Origin of the sequence: Kineosphaera limosa NBRC 100340, from assembly GCF_000298215.1 — a bacterium.
GTDB classification, from domain to species: Bacteria; Actinomycetota; Actinomycetes; order Actinomycetales; family Dermatophilaceae; genus Kineosphaera; species Kineosphaera limosa.
In genome coordinates this window covers 84443-101402 of the sequence record NZ_BAHD01000017.1, presented here as the reverse complement: position 1 = coordinate 101402, position 16960 = coordinate 84443, and the positions used below count along the sequence as shown (strand labels likewise).

Annotated in this window: 14 protein-coding genes and 1 CRISPR repeat array; all 14 genes read right to left on the bottom strand. The window is 69.3% G+C overall.

Annotation, left to right across the window (positions count from 1 at the left end; translation table 11 throughout):
- Positions 1 to 36: 36 nt before the first annotated feature.
- A CRISPR array of direct repeats spans positions 37 to 2632; the repeat unit is 29 nt; unit sequence GGGCTCATCCCCGCGAGCGCGGGGAGCAC.
- An 85-nt stretch (positions 2633 to 2717) separates the two neighbouring features.
- The gene (locus KILIM_RS23130; RefSeq protein ID WP_476703282.1) at positions 2718 to 3026 is read right to left on the bottom strand and encodes a type I-E CRISPR-associated endoribonuclease Cas2; all 309 of its coding nucleotides are present in this window, start codon (positions 3024 to 3026) and stop codon (positions 2718 to 2720) included.
- Positions 3026 to 3652 (bottom strand): type I-E CRISPR-associated endonuclease Cas1e, encoded by a 627-nt coding sequence (cas1e, locus tag KILIM_RS06175; RefSeq protein ID WP_006591785.1) that lies wholly within the window; start codon positions 3650 to 3652, stop codon positions 3026 to 3028. The genes KILIM_RS23130 and cas1e overlap by 1 nt, the downstream gene beginning before the upstream one ends.
- A 32-nt stretch (positions 3653 to 3684) precedes the next feature.
- Complete coding sequence (locus tag KILIM_RS24905) at positions 3685 to 3978, bottom strand: CRISPR-associated endonuclease Cas1 (RefSeq protein WP_006591784.1); 294 nt, start codon at positions 3976 to 3978, stop codon at positions 3685 to 3687.
- 6 nt (positions 3979 to 3984) lie between these two features.
- Positions 3985 to 4638 carry a type I-E CRISPR-associated protein Cas6/Cse3/CasE gene (cas6e, locus tag KILIM_RS06170; protein WP_006591783.1) on the bottom strand — a complete coding sequence of 218 codons (654 nt, stop codon included), beginning with the start codon at positions 4636 to 4638 and terminating at the stop codon, positions 3985 to 3987.
- The gene (cas5e, locus tag KILIM_RS06165) at positions 4638 to 5351 is read right to left on the bottom strand and encodes a type I-E CRISPR-associated protein Cas5/CasD (RefSeq protein WP_006591782.1); all 714 of its coding nucleotides are present in this window, start codon (positions 5349 to 5351) and stop codon (positions 4638 to 4640) included. The genes cas6e and cas5e overlap by 1 nt, the downstream gene beginning before the upstream one ends.
- Positions 5351 to 6475 carry a type I-E CRISPR-associated protein Cas7/Cse4/CasC gene (gene cas7e, locus KILIM_RS06160; RefSeq protein WP_006591781.1) on the bottom strand — a complete coding sequence of 375 codons (1125 nt, stop codon included), beginning with the start codon at positions 6473 to 6475 and terminating at the stop codon, positions 5351 to 5353. The genes cas5e and cas7e overlap by 1 nt, the downstream gene beginning before the upstream one ends.
- A gap of 34 nt (positions 6476 to 6509) precedes the next feature.
- Positions 6510 to 7163, bottom strand: coding sequence for a type I-E CRISPR-associated protein Cse2/CasB (casB, locus tag KILIM_RS06155; protein WP_006591780.1), 654 nt, complete (start codon positions 7161 to 7163; stop codon positions 6510 to 6512).
- Positions 7160 to 8830, bottom strand: a complete 1671-nt coding sequence (gene casA, locus KILIM_RS06150) for a type I-E CRISPR-associated protein Cse1/CasA (RefSeq protein WP_006591779.1) — start codon at positions 8828 to 8830, stop codon at positions 7160 to 7162. Before casA ends, casB begins: the two co-directional genes overlap by 4 nt.
- Positions 8831 to 9085: 255 nt before the next feature.
- Positions 9086 to 9802: a PIN domain-containing protein gene (locus tag KILIM_RS06145; RefSeq protein ID WP_006591778.1), complete on the bottom strand. Its 717-nt coding sequence runs from the start codon at positions 9800 to 9802 to the stop codon at positions 9086 to 9088.
- Positions 9803 to 9857: 55 nt separating this feature from the next.
- On the bottom strand, positions 9858 to 12677 hold the full coding sequence (locus KILIM_RS06140; protein ID WP_006591777.1) for a CRISPR-associated helicase/endonuclease Cas3: 2820 nt from the start codon (positions 12675 to 12677) through the stop codon (positions 9858 to 9860).
- Positions 12678 to 12716: 39 nt separating this feature from the next.
- Positions 12717 to 13709, bottom strand: coding sequence for a hypothetical protein (locus tag KILIM_RS22135; RefSeq protein ID WP_006591776.1), 993 nt, complete (start codon positions 13707 to 13709; stop codon positions 12717 to 12719).
- 160 nt (positions 13710 to 13869) lie between these two features.
- Positions 13870 to 14448 carry an RBBP9/YdeN family alpha/beta hydrolase gene (locus KILIM_RS06130; RefSeq protein ID WP_006591775.1) on the bottom strand — a complete coding sequence of 193 codons (579 nt, stop codon included), beginning with the start codon at positions 14446 to 14448 and terminating at the stop codon, positions 13870 to 13872.
- Positions 14445 to 15824: an MFS transporter gene (locus KILIM_RS06125; protein WP_006591774.1), complete on the bottom strand. Its 1380-nt coding sequence runs from the start codon at positions 15822 to 15824 to the stop codon at positions 14445 to 14447. The genes KILIM_RS06130 and KILIM_RS06125 overlap by 4 nt, the downstream gene beginning before the upstream one ends.
- A gap of 34 nt (positions 15825 to 15858) precedes the next feature.
- Positions 15859 to 16911, bottom strand: a complete 1053-nt coding sequence (locus tag KILIM_RS06120) for a beta-keto acid cleavage family enzyme (RefSeq protein ID WP_006591773.1) — start codon at positions 16909 to 16911, stop codon at positions 15859 to 15861.
- Positions 16912 to 16960 lie beyond the last annotated feature (49 nt).

The window sequence follows — 16960 nt, the reverse complement described above, 5'->3', positions numbered from 1 at the left end:
GCACGCTCGCGACCATCGACGCAAGTGCCGTGTCGAGGGCTCATCCCCGCGAGCGCGGGGAGCACGCGTCACGTCCACGCAACACTGCATCCGTGGACGGCTCATCCCCGCGAGCGCGGGGAGCACGCTCATTGGTGGTCGTCCTTCCTGGGGTTGGGTAGGCTCATCCCCGCGAGCGCGGGGAGCACCAGACGTTGTCCGACGCTCGGGGTTGCGGGTGGGGCTCATCCCCGCGAGCGCGGGGAGCACCAGCGCGTCCGGGGTGCGGGGCCCCCCATCTTGGGCTCATCCCCGCGAGCGCGGGGAGCACTTGTCGTCCATCCAGTGGGAGGGCACAGTCACCGGCTCATCCCCGCGAGCGCGGGGAGCACACTCGCGGTCACGCTGGGCCGCCCCGCCCCCGAGGGGCTCATCCCCGCGAGCGCGGGGAGCACCCCGAGCCGGACAAGGACGCACTCGCACGGTCGGGCTCATCCCCGCGAGCGCGGGGAGCACACCTTGGGGGCGTGCTGGGCCGGGGCCATCGCGGGCTCATCCCCGCGAGCGCGGGGAGCACCATCAGCTGCCCCTCTCGTCGTCGATGCGCCGGGGCTCATCCCCGCGAGCGCGGGGAGCACTCGCGCAGCATGTAGTCCGTGACGGCGGCGGGGGGCTCATCCCCGCGAGCGCGGGGAGCACAGGTGGTGGACCACGTCGGCGGTCACGTCGACCGGCTCATCCCCGCGAGCGCGGGGAGCACAGCGTCGCGGGGTCGATCACGGCGCAGGGCGAGGGCTCATCCCCGCGAGCGCGGGGAGCACAGGATCGTCGTGTGGATCGAGATGCGCTTGCGGGGCTCATCCCCGCGAGCGCGGGGAGCACCGCTCGATGCTCGGCATGGAGTCCAACCGCGAGGGCTCATCCCCGCGAGCGCGGGGAGCACTCGCCGACGAAGCCCTTGACGCCGGTGTCGGCGGGCTCATCCCCGCGAGCGCGGGGAGCACGTCTTGTGCGACAGGTTCTTCTGCATGGTGCGGGGCTCATCCCCGCGAGCGCGGGGAGCACGCATGAGGTTCTCGGGACGGTTGTCCGTTTTCGGGCTCATCCCCGCGAGCGCGGGGAGCACGCACCCCCACCGCAGGCCGGTCATTGGCGGGGGGGCTCATCCCCGCGAGCGCGGGGAGCACTGCCAGGGTGCGGGATGGGAGACTGAACGGGCGGGCTCATCCCCGCGAGCGCGGGGAGCACTGTAGGGGTCGCCACCACGCCGCTCATGACGCCGGCTCATCCCCGCGAGCGCGGGGAGCACGCCACGTCGATGGGGGTCGCGTACAAGGTCCGGGGCTCATCCCCGCGAGCGCGGGGAGCACGCGCGTTCCGCATCGTCACTGCCTGGATAGGCAGGCTCATCCCCGCGAGCGCGGGGAGCACCTCATCAAGGGCCGCCGCGTCACGAGCATGAGCGGCTCATCCCCGCGAGCGCGGGGAGCACCGCTCGCCGACTGGTCGGCCAAGGATGCGGTGAGGCTCATCCCCGCGAGCGCGGGGAGCACATGCGCAAGTACTACCGGGCCAACCCTGACAAGGGCTCATCCCCGCGAGCGCGGGGAGCACGGCGCCATCCCATGCGTGATAGCGGCCGACGAGGGCTCATCCCCGCGAGCGCGGGGAGCACGCGCGTCGAGCTGCTTGCCGTCCAGCTGCACGTGGCTCATCCCCGCGAGCGCGGGGAGCACTGCAGCTCCTGCTGCTTGGCCTTGGCCTCGGCGGGCTCATCCCCGCGAGCGCGGGGAGCACTCGGCTCGGCTGGTAGTGATGGAGTCACCGTCGGGCTCATCCCCGCGAGCGCGGGGAGCACTTCGGGGACCAGTGGGTTGGGCCGGAGGATCGTGGGCTCATCCCCGCGAGCGCGGGGAGCACCAGTGAACGTCGCGACCGCGGCGCAGGCCATCGGGCTCATCCCCGCGAGCGCGGGGAGCACTCACCAAGGGCACCCGGGCCGTGGACAAGACCGGGCTCATCCCCGCGAGCGCGGGGAGCACTGGCTGACCGTCACCCCCGACGACACCCACTGGGGCTCATCCCCGCGAGCGCGGGGAGCACCTCCGGTAGTTTCGGCCGGCACCGAGCGGCCTGGGCTCATCCCCGCGAGCGCGGGGAGCACCCGTGCCGGCGCTTCCGCGTAGCCGGGGAACCGGGCTCATCCCCGCGAGCGCGGGGAGCACGGCCTCGTCGGCCGGCGCGAAGGGCCCGATGCAGGGCTCATCCCCGCGAGCGCGGGGAGCACTCGAGCCCGGCGAGTTCGGCCCGCACCCGTTCCGGCTCATCCCCGCGAGCGCGGGGAGCACCGCACGCATCCCAGCCATGCCGCCACCAGCGACGGCTCATCCCCGCGAGCGCGGGGAGCACCGTCGAGATCCGTCTGGCCTGCTCGGAGCACCGGGCTCATCCCCGCGAGCGCGGGGAGCACGAGTTCTGGCTGCTCGGCGGAGACATGTCGGCGGGCTCATCCCCGCGAGCGCGGGGAGCACGTCAGGCGCTCCAGGCCTGGGTCGGCGCACAAGGGCTCATCCCCGCGAGCGCGGGGAGCACGTGGTGCAACCTCGCATTCGGGGCATCGTGGTGGGCTCATCCCCGCGAGCGCGGGGAGCACACTTGCTGAACAGCAAGAATACAGCGCGAGCGGTCACTGTTGATTCGGTTTCGAAGTGCGTGCCGCTCGACGGTAGCGGCTGGCCTTACTCCAGCCGTGTCTCATGCCGCCGGCTTCGGAGGTGGGTTCCGTGGGCCGCATCATGAGCTGGATGCCGTCGAAGTCGGTGGGTAGCCAGTCGTGCCGGTGGACCTTGAACTCGAGGCGCTGCTCCCCACGAACGCTGTACACCAAAAGCGCGCGCCCGTCTTTGGCGTTCGCGCAGACTTCCCCGCCACAACAGCTCCCGCACCCGAGTCGTGACGTGGCCAACGAACACGCCATGGCTGATCTCGAGGAGCCATCGGGTTAGATAGCCTCGCAGCCCCGAGGGGCAGGCGGTGACGACAAGCACTACCACGGCACGTCGACCTCATCCCCGTACGAGACGCCTCCGGCGACGCGTCGCGACGCGCCGTCCCACAGCTCGACGACATCCCAGTCGTCGCCCGCGTCCTCCGGCTCGTCGGGCAGCAGCAGCGAGCGAATGTCCCGAGCGCAACGCGTCAGAATCCGCCCGTCGTGGACCGCATCGCGGATTGCCCTGCGCGTCTCTCCGCTGACGTCCTCGGGCTCTCGCGCAGCGACGGCGAAGGCGACAGGAATAGCGATTTCGGCCTTGTAGAGGTCTGCGACGTCAAATACGAATGACCGGTCATGCCCCGTGTGGATGAACCCAAGGCCGGGCGAGCACCCCAGAGCGACAATCACCGCATGGGTGATGCCATACAGGCACGTCGTCGCGGCTGAGAGTGCCTGATTGATGGGATCTCCCGCGGAGAAGTCGTCCGGGCGGTAATCCCTGCGCCGCCACTCGACGCCGTGCTCAGCAGCCGCGTCTCGGTACACCTTGCGCACCCGCGCGCCTTCCCGACCCCGAAGCTGCTGCATCGTCAAGGCAGACACGTCCTCACCGGGGAAGCGCTGCGCGTACATCGCGCGCGCGACTCGCAGCCTCGAGGACTGGTTGGTCACTGCCATCGCCTGGGCCTCAAGCAGGCGCGACGAGCGGGCTAGGGAACGACCTGCGCGTAGTAACGCACTCCGCGCTCCCCGACCCACACTGCTGTCGATCCGGATTCGGCGAGCAGCATCATCGCCTGATGGGTGACACGCGTCCCCGGCCCGAGTAGGAGGGCGCCCAGCGTCGCGGTCGGGATGTGCACGATTCCGCGTTCGTCCGTCGCCGTGACGGCATTGCCATCCCGGTGCACCGTACAGCGCTCAAGGTAGATGAAGCTCAGCCGATCCTGTGCACGCACCAGTTGCCCGAGATCGGGCGGAGCCATCCCGGGGGTCGGCTTCACGGCTCGTCACGCCCTGGCCAGGGTGAGCAGTCCACAGCCGTACGCCTTAGCTCGGCCCACGCCGCCGACCAGAGCTGTCCGCAGCAGCTCCGGGTCGGTCACGGCGAGATGCCCCTCGAAAGTGGCCATGACCACGGTCACTTCGCGGCCCCGATCATCCCCACGCAAGAAGCGTGCCGTACGACGGTTCTTCACCACGACATCGGGGACGCCCATGGTCCCGGCAGGCAGCTCGAATCCCAGCTGCGCCGCGCGCGTGAGGAACCACTCCTCCTGCTGGGCGGGTGTCACATGCGCTTTCACGGCGCCCCGGATGCCAGCACCACGCGAGACGCTGCGAACAGGATTGGCCGTCAGCCGGAACCCCCAGAGCTGCCCTACTGCGAGGCGCTCGAGGAACGGCGAGTAGTCCGCAGTGTCCCAGGTTGCACCGGTAGGCCATCCCGCCTGCTCGACGAGATGCGTCAGGTCGGGACGTGCCGCGCTCGCGATGAAAAGCTCCGTCTGCTGCGGGGATTCGTCGATCCGCCACAAGACACGCCCTGGGTCGGCCCCCGGTGGGAAGCCAGCCAGCACTCCCGCGTGCATCCGCTGCTGCGACGCCAGCAGGTGTCGCGCGCCCCGCCGAGCGCGGTTGAGTGCGAAGCGTGTGAGGAACATCAGACACCTCCCAGGGCCGCCATAAAGTCGAACCCGGCTCGCCCGTCGGGGTTCGTCACGTGATGCGGCGCCGCCTGCACCACGTCACGCCACCCGTACTCACGACGCTCCGGGCTGTACGACAGGGGCACGTCGCGGACCACCTCTCGCACCATCTCCGGCTCAACCAGAGTCGCAGGGGCGTCGATGTGCAGGGGCAAGTCGACAACCTGTCCCTGACGTCGTCGATGCCAAGCCGCGGCCTGCCAGTCGAGGCGGCGGAGCACCTGCTCGACGTCGCCCTCGTGAAGGCCCAGGTTGAGCCGTCCTGTGACCGGACACGCTCGACGACCGAGATAGAGCGGGAAGACCGGATGCCGTAGGGCGGCGTCGAGACCCTCCAGGAGCGCCCGATCGCCCTCAACTGCTGCGACGAACACAGCGTCCGCCAAGTAGTACCGATACGACAGGGGCATCGACGGCCTCTTGGGGTCCTGCCAACGGATCGCCGTCTGAAAGTCGCGCACCAGGCGACCCGGCTGGTCGACCCGTACGCCGAATCGCAGCCCGGCCAGGTCCTCGATCGGGTCCTGTCGGCGCCGCCCATCGGCTGCGGCCAGGAGACCGAGTACGCCACTCTTCGTGGGTTCACTGCGCGTCAGCCGCTGCGTGAACCGACTCGCGTCGCCCCATGACTGCATGGGCCCGGCCAGCCGGAGCGCGAGGACCGCCATCAGGCGTCACCAGCCGACCCGGACTCCACGTGGACAGCGTTCGCGACGCCGGCACCGAGTTCCTGAAGGGTGGTCGGCTCCCCCAGCCCATCAAGGGCGCTCGCCTTCGGCGAGACCCGCACGACGAACGAGGCCAGCGGCCGGTCGTAGGCGGCCCACACCTGCTCGGCGTACTCGGCCAGTGCTCGGGCCGACGGTTCGACGTACCCGGAGTCCGCGACGATCGCGTCCTCGAAAGCGCCGACGAGATTGATGGGCTGCCCCCGGCGCACCTGGACGACGACAGCGTCGACCGGTGTGCGGTTGCCGAAGGTGTTCTGCTTACCGGTCGGCATACTGCGCACGAACGCGTCGATGAAGGCGCGCGCGGCCGCAACCGCCGACTCGCTGGTGCCGAGGTTCTCGGTCAGCCGGTCCATCGCGATGGTCGCGTACCGATACAGGGTGGCCGACGTGTACTCGATCGTGCCGAGCATCCCGGCCCCGGTGTTGTCGTCCGGAGCGAAGTCGTCGACCGCTGTGTAGTAGTCGTGCTCAACGGTGGCCGCATGTGTGGAGATCGCGTGGGCGACCTGGCAGGCGGCGTCGACGTTGATGTCGGGGGCGTTGGCGACCATCCGTCCGAAGAGAGCGATCTCGATCCCGTGGTCGGTGTCCGCGGCGGTCTGGGCGTCCTTCTTCGACGGCTTGTCCGTGGCTGCGGCCAACTCCGCCAGTCGGTCGAGCTGGCGGGTGGAGAAGAAGGCCAGGTACTCGGTGAGGAGTTCCTGGTCCTTGCGTTCGCCAGTCCGGGGCTTCTCGAATTTCTGAAATCCCACCGCTTTGAGCACAGCCTGGGCCCGCGCGTACGCCGCGTCGTCGGCGAGCGACGGGTCGAGCCGCTGGAGACGCTCGGTGAGCTGGTCGATCACCCATTTCGTGCGGTGGGCGAGATCGGCCGCATCGAGGTGCGCCTTGAAGTCCGCGCGGGTCGCCTTCTTCCACGCCTGACTACTGACGCGCGCACGTTGCACCCCGCCGTACCAGGCGCTCTTGGGGGTGCCGGTGTCGTCTCGGTTGAGGTTGCTCGGCGGCACGGTCTGCAGGACGTGCACATCGATGAAAAGGGACGGTGAGTTCGTCATAGCGATGGTCCTGTCGGGTAGGGATGACTGGCGTTCATGAGGAGGACTCGACGGACGCACCGTCGGGCGCAGGCGCGTCGACACCGCGACCGCCGAAGAAGTCGCGGCCCCACTGGCGACGCACGACAGGGGCGGTCCTCGGGCTCTGCAGGCGGACAAGGTCCTGACACAGGCGCACGTAGTCGAGGGTGATTCCGTCGCGCCTCAGCAGAGCGATGAGGCTGCGCAGGTGATAGAGGGTGGCGTCGAACGTCGAGGCCGAAACGAGCGAGGTGAAACGGCGAAGGATGGGGCTTTTCTCGTCCGTGGCATCCGGGAGTCGACGTAGTGCCTGCCCAAGGCGCACCTCCGGTTGGTGCATGGGTGCCGACTGGGACGTCTGATGGACCGCGTACAGGACGAGCGCGGCGTGCGTGGCGCGTTCGTCCCAGGAGATGTCGTCGCCACGCCCCAGAGCCTCTTCGGGAAGCGTCGAGTAGACGACGTCCCATGAGGCTGGAGTCTCGTCGACGCGTCCCGGAGTTGCGTTACGCAGCGCGGCCAGGGTCGCTGCAGCCCACGACGTGGGCCGGTCGGTGCGGGCGGACTCTCGCTGAAGTCTCGCGATCGTGGCACCGACGCGGGCAGGCACCGATGGTGCCGTGTCACCCATCATCGGCGGGCTCGCGTCAGGCGGTTGAGTCGTCATGCCTGCTCCTTCGTGGTCGACTCGGGATACGCGTAGGGCAGCGCCTTGCGCAGGGCCGCCGAGAAGTAGTTCTCGGCGATGGGGCTGTTGAGGTAGCGGCCGTTCACGACGCGACCGGTGAGCGCCGGCGACCCCGTGGCCTGCACGAGATCAGCGGCGGCACGCGTGACGATGCGGCGGACCTGGGCCTGCCACGTGGAGCGCATCGCGGGTGCGTCGTCCCTGGTCCTCAGGTCCGCGACCCATCGACGGAAGGGGCTATCCAGAAGACTCCATGCAGTTTCGGAGACGCGGGCGCGGGCACCGTCCTCCATACCGGGCAACAGGTGGCGCCCCCCGGCGTCGGCGAGGTTGGCCGCCAGCCGCCCCAACGCTCGCACTGCCTCGTCGGCGACGTCCACGGCCTCGGTGGCGACGGCGCGCATGTGCGGATCGCTGATCACCGTCACCGGCATGCTGAGCCGGTCATCGATGACAGCGGCCACCGACGAGCTCTGTGGCCCGTACTCCATCCCCACGATGCGAAGAACGAGCGGATAGCCGGGTTCCAGCACCTCGTCCTCGCGAAGTGCAGCGAGCCACTGGAGCAGCCCCGCTGCCTCGAAGGCGGGAACGCCTGCCTTCGAGGCAGCGGGCGTACTCCGTTCCCCGAGCGTGGCGCCCAGGCCCCGCCACACGGACCGAGAAGCCTGGTGCTCCAGCGGCATGTAGACGGTGTGGCCGAACTTCTTCGTCTGCGGCTCGCTGTATCGCCAGGAGGTCGAAGGCTCCACTGCACGCCGGTTCTGCGGCCCGAGCGGATCACCGTTGGCGAGCACGACGTCGTGGACGCCCTGGCCGCCGTGGAGCAGCAGGACGCGCCGCGATTGCCAGGTCGCACAGTCAGCCGGCCCGTGTGGCTGCCCGTGGCCGAGGTCCACCTGCGGCCCGGTGTGCGGGTGTTCCCACGGCACGCGGTCGTCCTTGCGCCAGAACCGCAGCACGAGGTTGAGCAGCAGCGTCTCGCGCAGCGTCCGGCCCTCGGCGATGAGAAGACCGAGCGTCCCCGCGAATCCAGTGCCGATGGGATAGCCCTTGCCGCCCTTGACCCGGTCGTCGCCGACCGCACCCGACTTGATGCCGGAATAGTCGAAGGCCTGCACATGGACGAGCCATCGGGCCGCCTCGGCGTAGGAGAGCTGCGTGTCCTCCGCTGCCGCCCGGGTCGTGAAGAACTGGTTGCCATCGGGGAGTTCGGCGATGATCTTGCCGAGTCCTGAGGTCTTGCCGGAGGCCGTATGCAGCCCGGCCACCTGGAAGAACGGGAGCTGTGGGTGCAGTAGGTCGAAGCGGTCGGCATGCCGTTCGAGGTAGGCACGAATCTCCCCCAGTGGCAGGCCCTCCTGCCACAACCGCGCCCACGTACCGATCGGATCGTCCTTCGGGTCGACGACCCGTAGGAGAACCGACTCCAGCAGACGAAGGATGGCGGCCTCCTGAGTCGGGATCTCACCGGCGAGGCCGACGACGGTGTCAGCCTGCTCGAAGACCTCGAAGAGGTTCACCTCGTCTACCTCGCCCGTCGCGCCCCGTACGGGGATCCACGGTTCGGTCAGCAGCGAGAAAGTCGCTGCTGACCCACCGGCAGCCCCTTCCTTGTCGACGGTGTGTGTGGGGGTACCAGTCATCGCCCCTCCTGAGGCTCGGAGGGTGCTTGTTCGAGACACCAACGAGGAATAACCCCGCCGTCGCGGGGAGCATGCGAAAACGCTTTCGAACCCCTCGCTGGGCTCATCCGCGCCGTTGCGCGGAGAATCTGCGCCGACAGCGGGCGCACAAAAAGACCCGGCCCCTCGTGACCGAGAGAACCGGGTTGTGTTCTCCCATTGTGGACGTCTGGCAAGCAGACGTCAAGGCCACGTACATGAAGTCTCATCCGTCACTCACCAATCCGCAGGCCGATGCCACGGACCCACCACGTCGGGCATCTGAGCGCTCAGATACTCCTGAGCCGAGAGGCGTCCCCACCAGTGGCCCCCGACCCCATCGGCCGGGTCGCCCTGCAGGTCAGCCGCTGTGGGGCGGGGCCCCGGGTTGAGTAGGCCCACGGGAACGTGGCTCCGCGCGACTCGGAGAGCGAGGGCAAGATCAGAGTCGTTCGACAGCACCACAGCTGCATCGATACGGCCGCCGACACTCGCTTCAACCAGGGCAACAGCAACGCTCACGTCGCTTCCCTTCTCCTCGAACACCCTCACCGAAACAAGCGTCTCGTCCTCTCCTTCAGCACCAGCGACCCGACGAGCCGTCAGCCAGTCAGGGACATCTGGCCCAGGCCAGGGCACGGGAGTGCGCGTCGCACCCAGGAGCACGCCCTGCTTGATCCGTTTGACGTACTTGCCCAAGTGGATCCGGATCCGCGGATCATGGTCCGTGAGTGCCGCCAGGTAGGTGTCCTGGTCGACCGACTGCGGCCGCCCGGTGCGACCCCGCCGGGCCGTGCAGTAGTGGATCTGCGTGATCCCTCCGGGGAACGCGGCCACCCGAGGAGTCACCAAAGCGCTCAGATCGAGCCACTTCCATCCCCGGGAATGCTGGCCGCAGACCAGCTGGGCGCCGTAGTAGACGTTGTAGCCGTCCACAAAGACACCGATTCGCATGCGCACCCCTTCCCTTCGCCATCAAAGGGGTCCTTCTATCCCTTCGCTATTCTAATCACCACTGCCGCGAGGCGGGCCGCATTCGGACGACAAGCCCACGCTCGTCGTCATAGGCGAGGTCCAGGTCGGCGACCTGCGCGTGACCGTGCTCGTCCAGCACGAGGGTGAGCTGGCCGGCGAGCCATGGGCAGTCCTGCTGCCAGCCGACGAAGGACGTGGACTCCAGCGCACGGATCAACGCGTCCGGATCGCGCACGGTCGACCACGCCGGAAGACGTATGGTGCACCCCGCGAGCGCACGGGCAATTCGCGGCTCCGGAGGCTGGTCGGTCGCCAGCACCGTGTCGCTGGCAAGCGCGGCGCCCGGCATCGCTCTGATCGCCCCGTCCACGCGACGCACGACAACCACCTCCAGGCTGTCGTCGCTGTCACGGACCTGGTTGCGTCCGCCATTGCCGTCGTCAGGATCGCCTTTGCGGAAGAACCCGGAGCGCGCCAAGAGGCCCTCGTGCGTGAACGGAGCTTCGAGGCGAAAGTCGTTGGCACGGCTCCTTGCCTCCTCGGCTCGGCTCAGGAACTGGGCCTCCGCGCGCGCCCATCGCTCCTCCCAGCCGACAGGGGCCGGGAGGTCGGGGTCATACGCGTGGTCGACGAGGCGAGGAATGTCCTCCGGCAGCTGAATGAGCGAGCCGTGCGCGCGTAGCGATGCGACGGACCGGAGCAGGAGCGCGTCTCCATAGACCCGCCGGGACCCCCGGTCGGCCTCCGGCGGTGTCGTCGCCCAATCCGCACCGACGAGGATCAAGCGGGGCTCACGCAGTCGAGGCGGCCGGTCCTCAAGTTCGCGCTGGTGGCGGTGGAGACGACCCATTCGCTGCAGGACAAGATCGACGGGCGCGACGTCGCTGACCATGAGGTCCACATCGATATCGAGCGACTGTTCCAGCACCTGGGTGCCAACCACGATGAGCCGGTTCGGACGTGTGCCCTCGCTTCGCCGACCCGAGCGACCGAGCCGGTCCCGCAGCTCTGACTCCCGCCGGGCCCGGTCTACGGCCAGGAAGCGACTGTGCACCAGGACGACCTCGGTATCGGAGAAGGCGCCACGCAGGGCGACCCATGCCTCCTGAGCCCGGGTGACCGTACTTCGGACGATCGCGACACAGCCTCCGTCGATGAGCTCGGCTCTGAGCAAGGTGACCAGATGATCGAGCTCGTCGGGATGCTCCTCGAGATGCACCGCGCGTGGACGGCCGGCGACCTGCTCCGTCGGCACCTCGCGCACTGCCGAGTCCAACATCATGGTTCGCGGATACCCGTGCGGCTCAAGCGTCTCCGGCGCCTCCGACGGCCGCGGGAGTTGGCCGTGAGTGCGCGCCGCACCTGCAGCGTAGGCGGCCACGAGCTGCTCGCGCTGCCCGGACGGCAGCGTCGCCGACATCAGGATGACCGGGGTCCCGTAAGCGCCCATCCACGTCAGGATCGAGGTGAGGTACTCCCGCATGTACGTGTCTGCCGCGTGGACCTCGTCAATGACGACGACCTTGCCCGCCAATGCCACATGTCGCAACGCCAAGTGCTTACTGCGGAGCGCTCCGAAGAGCACCTGGTCGATCGTGCCCACCACGAAGGGCGCCAGAACACCCTTGCGCCGGCCGCGCGTCCAGGAGTTGACCGTCGCGACAGCGCGCTCACCCTCCTCCCGAGGACCCGGCTCTTCATCGTAGATACCGACACATCGCTGATCATCGACGAGACCCCGGTAGGCGTCGTTGAGGCCCGCTTTGCCGTGTGCGAGGAACATGCTGAGGCTGCCGGGCCCGGGCAGCTGATCGATCCAGTCGCGCACGCGCCCGAACATCGCGTCCGAGGTCGCCATCGTGGGAAGTGCGACGAAGACTCCGCCCTGCCCGAAGCGGTGCGCAAGCACCTCGGCCGCCGCCAGGCCCGCCTCGGTCTTGCCGGAGCCCATCTCCGCCTCAAGGACGATCAGAGGCGGGCGGACAGCCGTCCACGCCGCTTCGACGGCGGCGTGCTGGATCGGTGTCGGCGAGAAGCCCGCGAGCGCTGGGAAGCGCTGCGCCAGGAGTTCCGCGGCATCACGCGGTGGCGGCCCCGGACGCCAGGGAGTCGGCAGCCGCAGATCACCCCATCGGGCACCCTCGGTGATCCTGTCGAGGTAGGGGAACCGCGTCTCATCACTGGCCAACCAGTCGGCGACGACGACGGTGGCCGCGAGGGCCGCTTGTGCGGTCGCGGACAGGGGCGTGGCCAGCCAGTCCGCCAACCGCTCCGCCGCGCCGGTCCGAACAGCCATCCGCTGCAGGATCTCGTTCTGCGCCTCGCGCCACAGGGGGCCACCCAAGTAGTCGGGCCGATCTTGCAGGGCCTTCATCGTGTGCGTATCGGGCAGGACACCGTGGTGGGCACCGACGACGACGGACAGCGCAATACGAGCACGGATCGAGGCGGGTCCCGATCGTTGCGTGGCAAGCCATTCGCGCAGGATGACGTAGCCGAGTGCGCCGTGCGGAGCCTTCGACGACTCCGACCGCGGGACATCGAGATCGAACCCGAGCCGGTGCAGCGGGTCGAGCATCTGAGGTGCCTTGATCTGAAACGCGGGCGTCGCCTTGCCGATGTCGTGAATTCCCGCAAGCCACGAAACGAGGACCCGCCCGTCTGAGCACCCTCCCGAGAGAGAGTCGGCGATGAGGGCCTTTACGGAGCCGGGGAGCCATCGATCCCACAGCAGACCTGCGACGGCTGCGGAGTCCTCAAGGTGCCGCCAGAGTGGAAGCCACGTGTCGCCGTCACCCGTCTTGCCCCAAATCGCTGCAGTGTTCGCACTCCAGGGTTCTCCCGGCGCGTACATTCACGTCCCCCGCCCCGCGAATATCATTGCGTTACAACGCTACACGGCCAGCGGGCTCATCCACTCGAATTTGCCTTCAGCTCGTGTGGCGCAACACCCCGGGGTGGCCGAGTCCCCCCGATAAGGCTGCAGGGCTGAACTCACGCGAACGACACCGGCGCCGTACCGCTCGTCGAAGGCGCGCTGGAGGCGGTCGCCCTCGTCGAGCACGACGCTCACCTCGACGTGGCCCCTGCCGGGTCCACCCCCGAGAACGTTGGGCGTGTCGGCCATGATCTGCGTGGTGATCTCGTTGAGTTCGGCTCGGGTGCGCTCGGCAGCGCTGACACATAGCCCACCGCCCCACAGCGGTCGCAGGCGAGCCTGCGCCTCGGCCTGGTCGCCGACGACCGAAATGTTGAGGATCGTGCCGGTCGAGCTGCCCGTGGTGTCGACCCACAGTTCGCCGAGGCCGGGCAGCCTTTCGGCCTCCTCGGCGGCGCGGTGCAGCGCGATGTCGTCGGTCTTGCTGCGGTCGACGATCCAGCCGCCGTCCGGCTCGGGACAGGGCGTGCCGAAGGGGTCCGGTGGCGGCACGTCGGTGGGCGGTCGCGCAGGCCCAGCGGGCAGCGTCAACGTGAAAACACCCTGCTCATCCTGTGAGCTGCCCCCGACGTAGGTGCCGACCACCTCGTACTCGCCCCAGCGCACTCCCGAGGCGGCCTCGTCGCCGGTCACGGCGTCCCAATCCCAGCCGATGATCCGCGGCCCGCCACACTGCGGCGGGTAACTCTCCGCAACGGCACCGACACACAGTTGCGGACCTCCCCCGCTGTCGAGGACGACGGCCGACACCGTCCACCACTGCGGGCCCGTCGGCTGCGGCGAGGCGGACGCCGCGACAGGCGGGTTCGGTTCTCTGGAGCCTGCCCGCACCACGCCTGGCACGACGACGGCCAGTCCGACGAGCACCGCCACGACCCCGGCGAACAGCACCGGAGCGCGCCAACGACCCGCGCGACTACCAGAGTGTGAGCCGACCTGCATCCGCATCCCCTCCCCACCTCAGGGTGCGGCCGGTATCGGCCTGAGGCAAGAGACAGCGAAGGGCGAGTTGTCACTTTTGCGTCCCAGTCGTCAGTGCGAACCGACGACTGGAGGCGCAAAGTGACAACTCGCCCTTCGAAAGTGACGACTCGCCGGAGGCAAGGGGTCAGGAGGCCTCCGCGAGGTAGTACTCGTCGAGGGTCGCCGTGACCAGGGAGTCCATCAGCGGCCAGGGCCCGAGCCCGGAGGCGGGGTTGGCGTGCCCGACACGCCCGAGCCCCAGCACCACGGCGCCCCACGCGGCAGCCAGGTCGCGAACCTGCTCGGGCGGCCCGAGCGGATCGTCGTCACTGAGGCACACCGTGGCCGCGAACGGCAGCGGCCGCGTCGGGATCGGGAGCCATCCGGCGGCCTCCAGCTGCGCCAACCGCGGGTACACGGCGGGCAGTTCGCTGCGCAGCGTGGGCGGGGTGACCAGCAGCGCCTCGGTCACGCGGTCGGTGGTGCGGGGGCCGAACCGCTGGGCCCAGTGCACCAGGGTCAGCACGCCGGCGCTGTGCGCGACGAGGATGACCGGCCCGGAGGCCGCCGCCACCGACTCCTCCAGGTCGCGGCACCGCGCGTCGAGGTCGAGGGGGTCGCGGTCGGTGCGCAGGTGGACGGCTCCGGGCCGCCGCGCCAGGTGCTCTTGCCAGTGTTCCGGCGACGGGCCCCGCAGGCCCGGCACGAGGATGACGGGGTTCATCGGTCTGCTCCGTTCGTGAGGTTCTCTCCGTTGGCGGTGTCGACCGCACCGAAGGTGTCCGTGAGGCCGAGCTTGGCCAGGCTGGAGTGGTGCGTGCGCCACCCGATGACGAGGGCACCGATCGCGAGCAGCCCGACCCACGGGACGATCTGCAGCGCGTTGGCCAGCCCGATCGAGTCGGCGATCCGGCCGGTGACGACCGGCCCGAGCGCCAGCCCGAGCACGTTGTTGGCCAGGGCGAGCGTCGCGAACGCGGTCGCCCGGATCGACGGGGTCGTCAGCGCGGCGACCATCGCTCCGGCCGGCCCGGCCGGACCCGAGACGAAGAACGCGCCGACGGCCAGCAGCGCGAGCTGCAGCGGTCCCGGGGCCATCGAGAAGGCCGTCACGAGGAAGACGAGGCTGAGCACGGCGTAGATGATCGACGTCGTCCACCGACGCTGCGTCACCTGCCGGCTCACCCGGTCGGTGATGATGCCCGTGCCGATCATGCCGATGCCGAGCAGGAGGAGGAAGATCGCGGCGACCTTCGCGCCCTGGTCCGGGCTCATGCCGTAGCTGCGGTTGAAGAAGCTCGGCAGCCACGCGAGCAGCGTGCCCGTCATGAACAGTTGCAGCCCGCTGCCGAGGTAGGCCATGACGACGGCCGGCGTCGAGAACAGCGTCCGGAAGCGCGCCTTCGTCATGAGCGCGGCACCCTCCGGCTCGAGCTTGGCCGCGACATCGGGCACGGCGTGCTCGCGCAGCCGCTTCTCGGTGACCGTGAAGGCGTAGACCAGCGCGAGCACGAGGCCGATGATGCCCATGACGATGAACGCGGCCCGCCAGCCGTACCGCATCGCCACCATGCCGCCGAGGGCGACTCCGATGACGGAGCCGAACGCTCCCCCGCCGAGGAAGGCCCCGGAGAGGGTGGAGCGCAGGTGGGGCTTGAAGACGAGGTAGACGACGGCCAGGCCGATGCTGCCGTAGGCCGCCTCACCGACACCGACGAGGATCCGGGCTACGAGCAGCTCGCCGTAGCCGGACGCCCACGCCGAGGCGAGCGTGGCAACGCTCCACAACGCCGCCATCGCCACGATGGCCCGGGCCCGCCCGAAGCGATCCCCGAGGATCGACAACGGAACGGCGAGCAGCCCGACGGCCAGCGACACGACGCTGTTGAGCGTGGCGAGCTGGGTGTCCGTCAGCCCCCATTCGAGCTTGAGCAGGGGGAAGACGGCCGCCAGCACCTGCCGGGACATGTAGTCCGACAGCAGCAGCGCGAAGGTGAGGCCAAAAACCAGCCCGGGGAAGAACCGCGAGCGGCGCAGTGGCGCCGGCGCGGGCAACGTTTGGCCGGGAGTGGGCTCGGCCGCCTCGATCATGGATGTCATCGCTCGTCGCTTTCGGTGAGTTTGCGGCGCGCGCTCAGGCGTGCATCAAGAAGCCGACCTGACCCGGCTTGCGGTTGGGCGCGAAGCCCAGGCGGGCCAGGGCGTCGTCGACGTCGTCGTACCAGGTGTTGAGCTTGTACTGGTCGCGGGCCGACTTGGCGTCGGCGATGTCGCGGCCGATCTCGGTGGACAGGCGCACCAGCTGCTCGATCTGCTGCACCGAGGTGGCGCGCTCGCCGCGCTTGCCCCACAGGGAGTCCTCGTTGCCACAACGGGTGTGCAGGCCCATGGCCATCGCCATGGTGTTGATCGGCAGCACGTTGCGCTGAATCGACTCCAGCGTGAGGTTGGCGCCGTCCGGCACGCGGCGGATGAACTCCATCATGTTGTAGGGGCTGGGGCCGTCGAAGCCGCCGCCGATCGCGACCCACGTGACGTTGAGCGGGCCGAGGTAGACGCCGCGGCGCACGAGCCGCTCGACGGTCTCGAGCTGGGCGACGTTGGCGAGCTGGAAGTGCGGCTGGATGTCGTTGGCGCGCAGGCGGCGCAGGTGCTCGGCGACCCACTCCGGGCCGGCCGGCACGGTCATCTCGCGGTAGGTGTGGGCCAGCTCGGGGCGCTCGAAGGAGGTGCCGCGGATGTCGTCCGCGGTCATCAGCTCCATGATGTTCATCTGGTTGGTGTTGATCGCGATCGTCACCTGGTCCGGCTTCGGGTCGAGCTCGGTGAGCAGGTGGCGGGCCTCGTCGCTCATCCACTTGGCCTCGGCGCCGTCACCCTCCGGGGCGAAGGAGATCGAGCCGCCGACCTGCAGGATCATGTCGGGCACCGCGTCACGCAGGCGGCCGAGCATCTCGTTGAACATCGACATCCGCTTGGAGCCCTTGCCGTCGAGCTCGCGGACGTGGATGTGCAGGACCGTGGCGCCGGCGTTGTAGCAGTCGACCGCCTTCTGCACCTGCTCGTCCATCGTGACGGGGATGTCACCGGGGGCGTCGCCCGGCTCCCACTCGGGGCCGAAGGGGGCGGCGGTGATGATGAGGTCGTCCTGCAGCTCGGGGAAAAGGGCGTCGTCGAGGAAGTACATGGTGTTTCTCCTTGGTCTGTGGCCTGCGAAGGCGGTTAGTGGCGTGCGA

Excerpts from the sequence above, each read along its gene's own strand:
- cas1e (WP_006591785.1), bottom strand. The coding sequence starts at position 3,652 with ATGGCAGTGACCAACCAGTCCTCGAGGCTGCGAGTCGCGCGCGCGATG.
- cas6e (WP_006591783.1), bottom strand. The coding sequence starts at position 4,638 with ATGTTCCTCACACGCTTCGCACTCAACCGCGCTCGGCGGGGCGCGCGA.
- cas5e (WP_006591782.1), bottom strand. The coding sequence starts at position 5,351 with ATGGCGGTCCTCGCGCTCCGGCTGGCCGGGCCCATGCAGTCATGGGGC.
- cas7e (WP_006591781.1), bottom strand. The coding sequence starts at position 6,475 with ATGACGAACTCACCGTCCCTTTTCATCGATGTGCACGTCCTGCAGACC.
- casB (WP_006591780.1), bottom strand. The coding sequence starts at position 7,163 with ATGACGACTCAACCGCCTGACGCGAGCCCGCCGATGATGGGTGACACG.
- casA (WP_006591779.1), bottom strand. The coding sequence starts at position 8,830 with ATGACTGGTACCCCCACACACACCGTCGACAAGGAAGGGGCTGCCGGT.
- KILIM_RS06145 (WP_006591778.1), bottom strand. The coding sequence starts at position 9,802 with ATGCGAATCGGTGTCTTTGTGGACGGCTACAACGTCTACTACGGCGCC.
- KILIM_RS06140 (WP_006591777.1), bottom strand. The coding sequence starts at position 12,677 with ATGTACGCGCCGGGAGAACCCTGGAGTGCGAACACTGCAGCGATTTGG.
- KILIM_RS22135 (WP_006591776.1), bottom strand. The coding sequence starts at position 13,709 with ATGCGGATGCAGGTCGGCTCACACTCTGGTAGTCGCGCGGGTCGTTGG.
- KILIM_RS06130 (WP_006591775.1), bottom strand. The coding sequence starts at position 14,448 with ATGAACCCCGTCATCCTCGTGCCGGGCCTGCGGGGCCCGTCGCCGGAA.
- KILIM_RS06125 (WP_006591774.1), bottom strand. The coding sequence starts at position 15,824 with ATGACATCCATGATCGAGGCGGCCGAGCCCACTCCCGGCCAAACGTTG.
- KILIM_RS06120 (WP_006591773.1), bottom strand. The coding sequence starts at position 16,911 with ATGTACTTCCTCGACGACGCCCTTTTCCCCGAGCTGCAGGACGACCTC.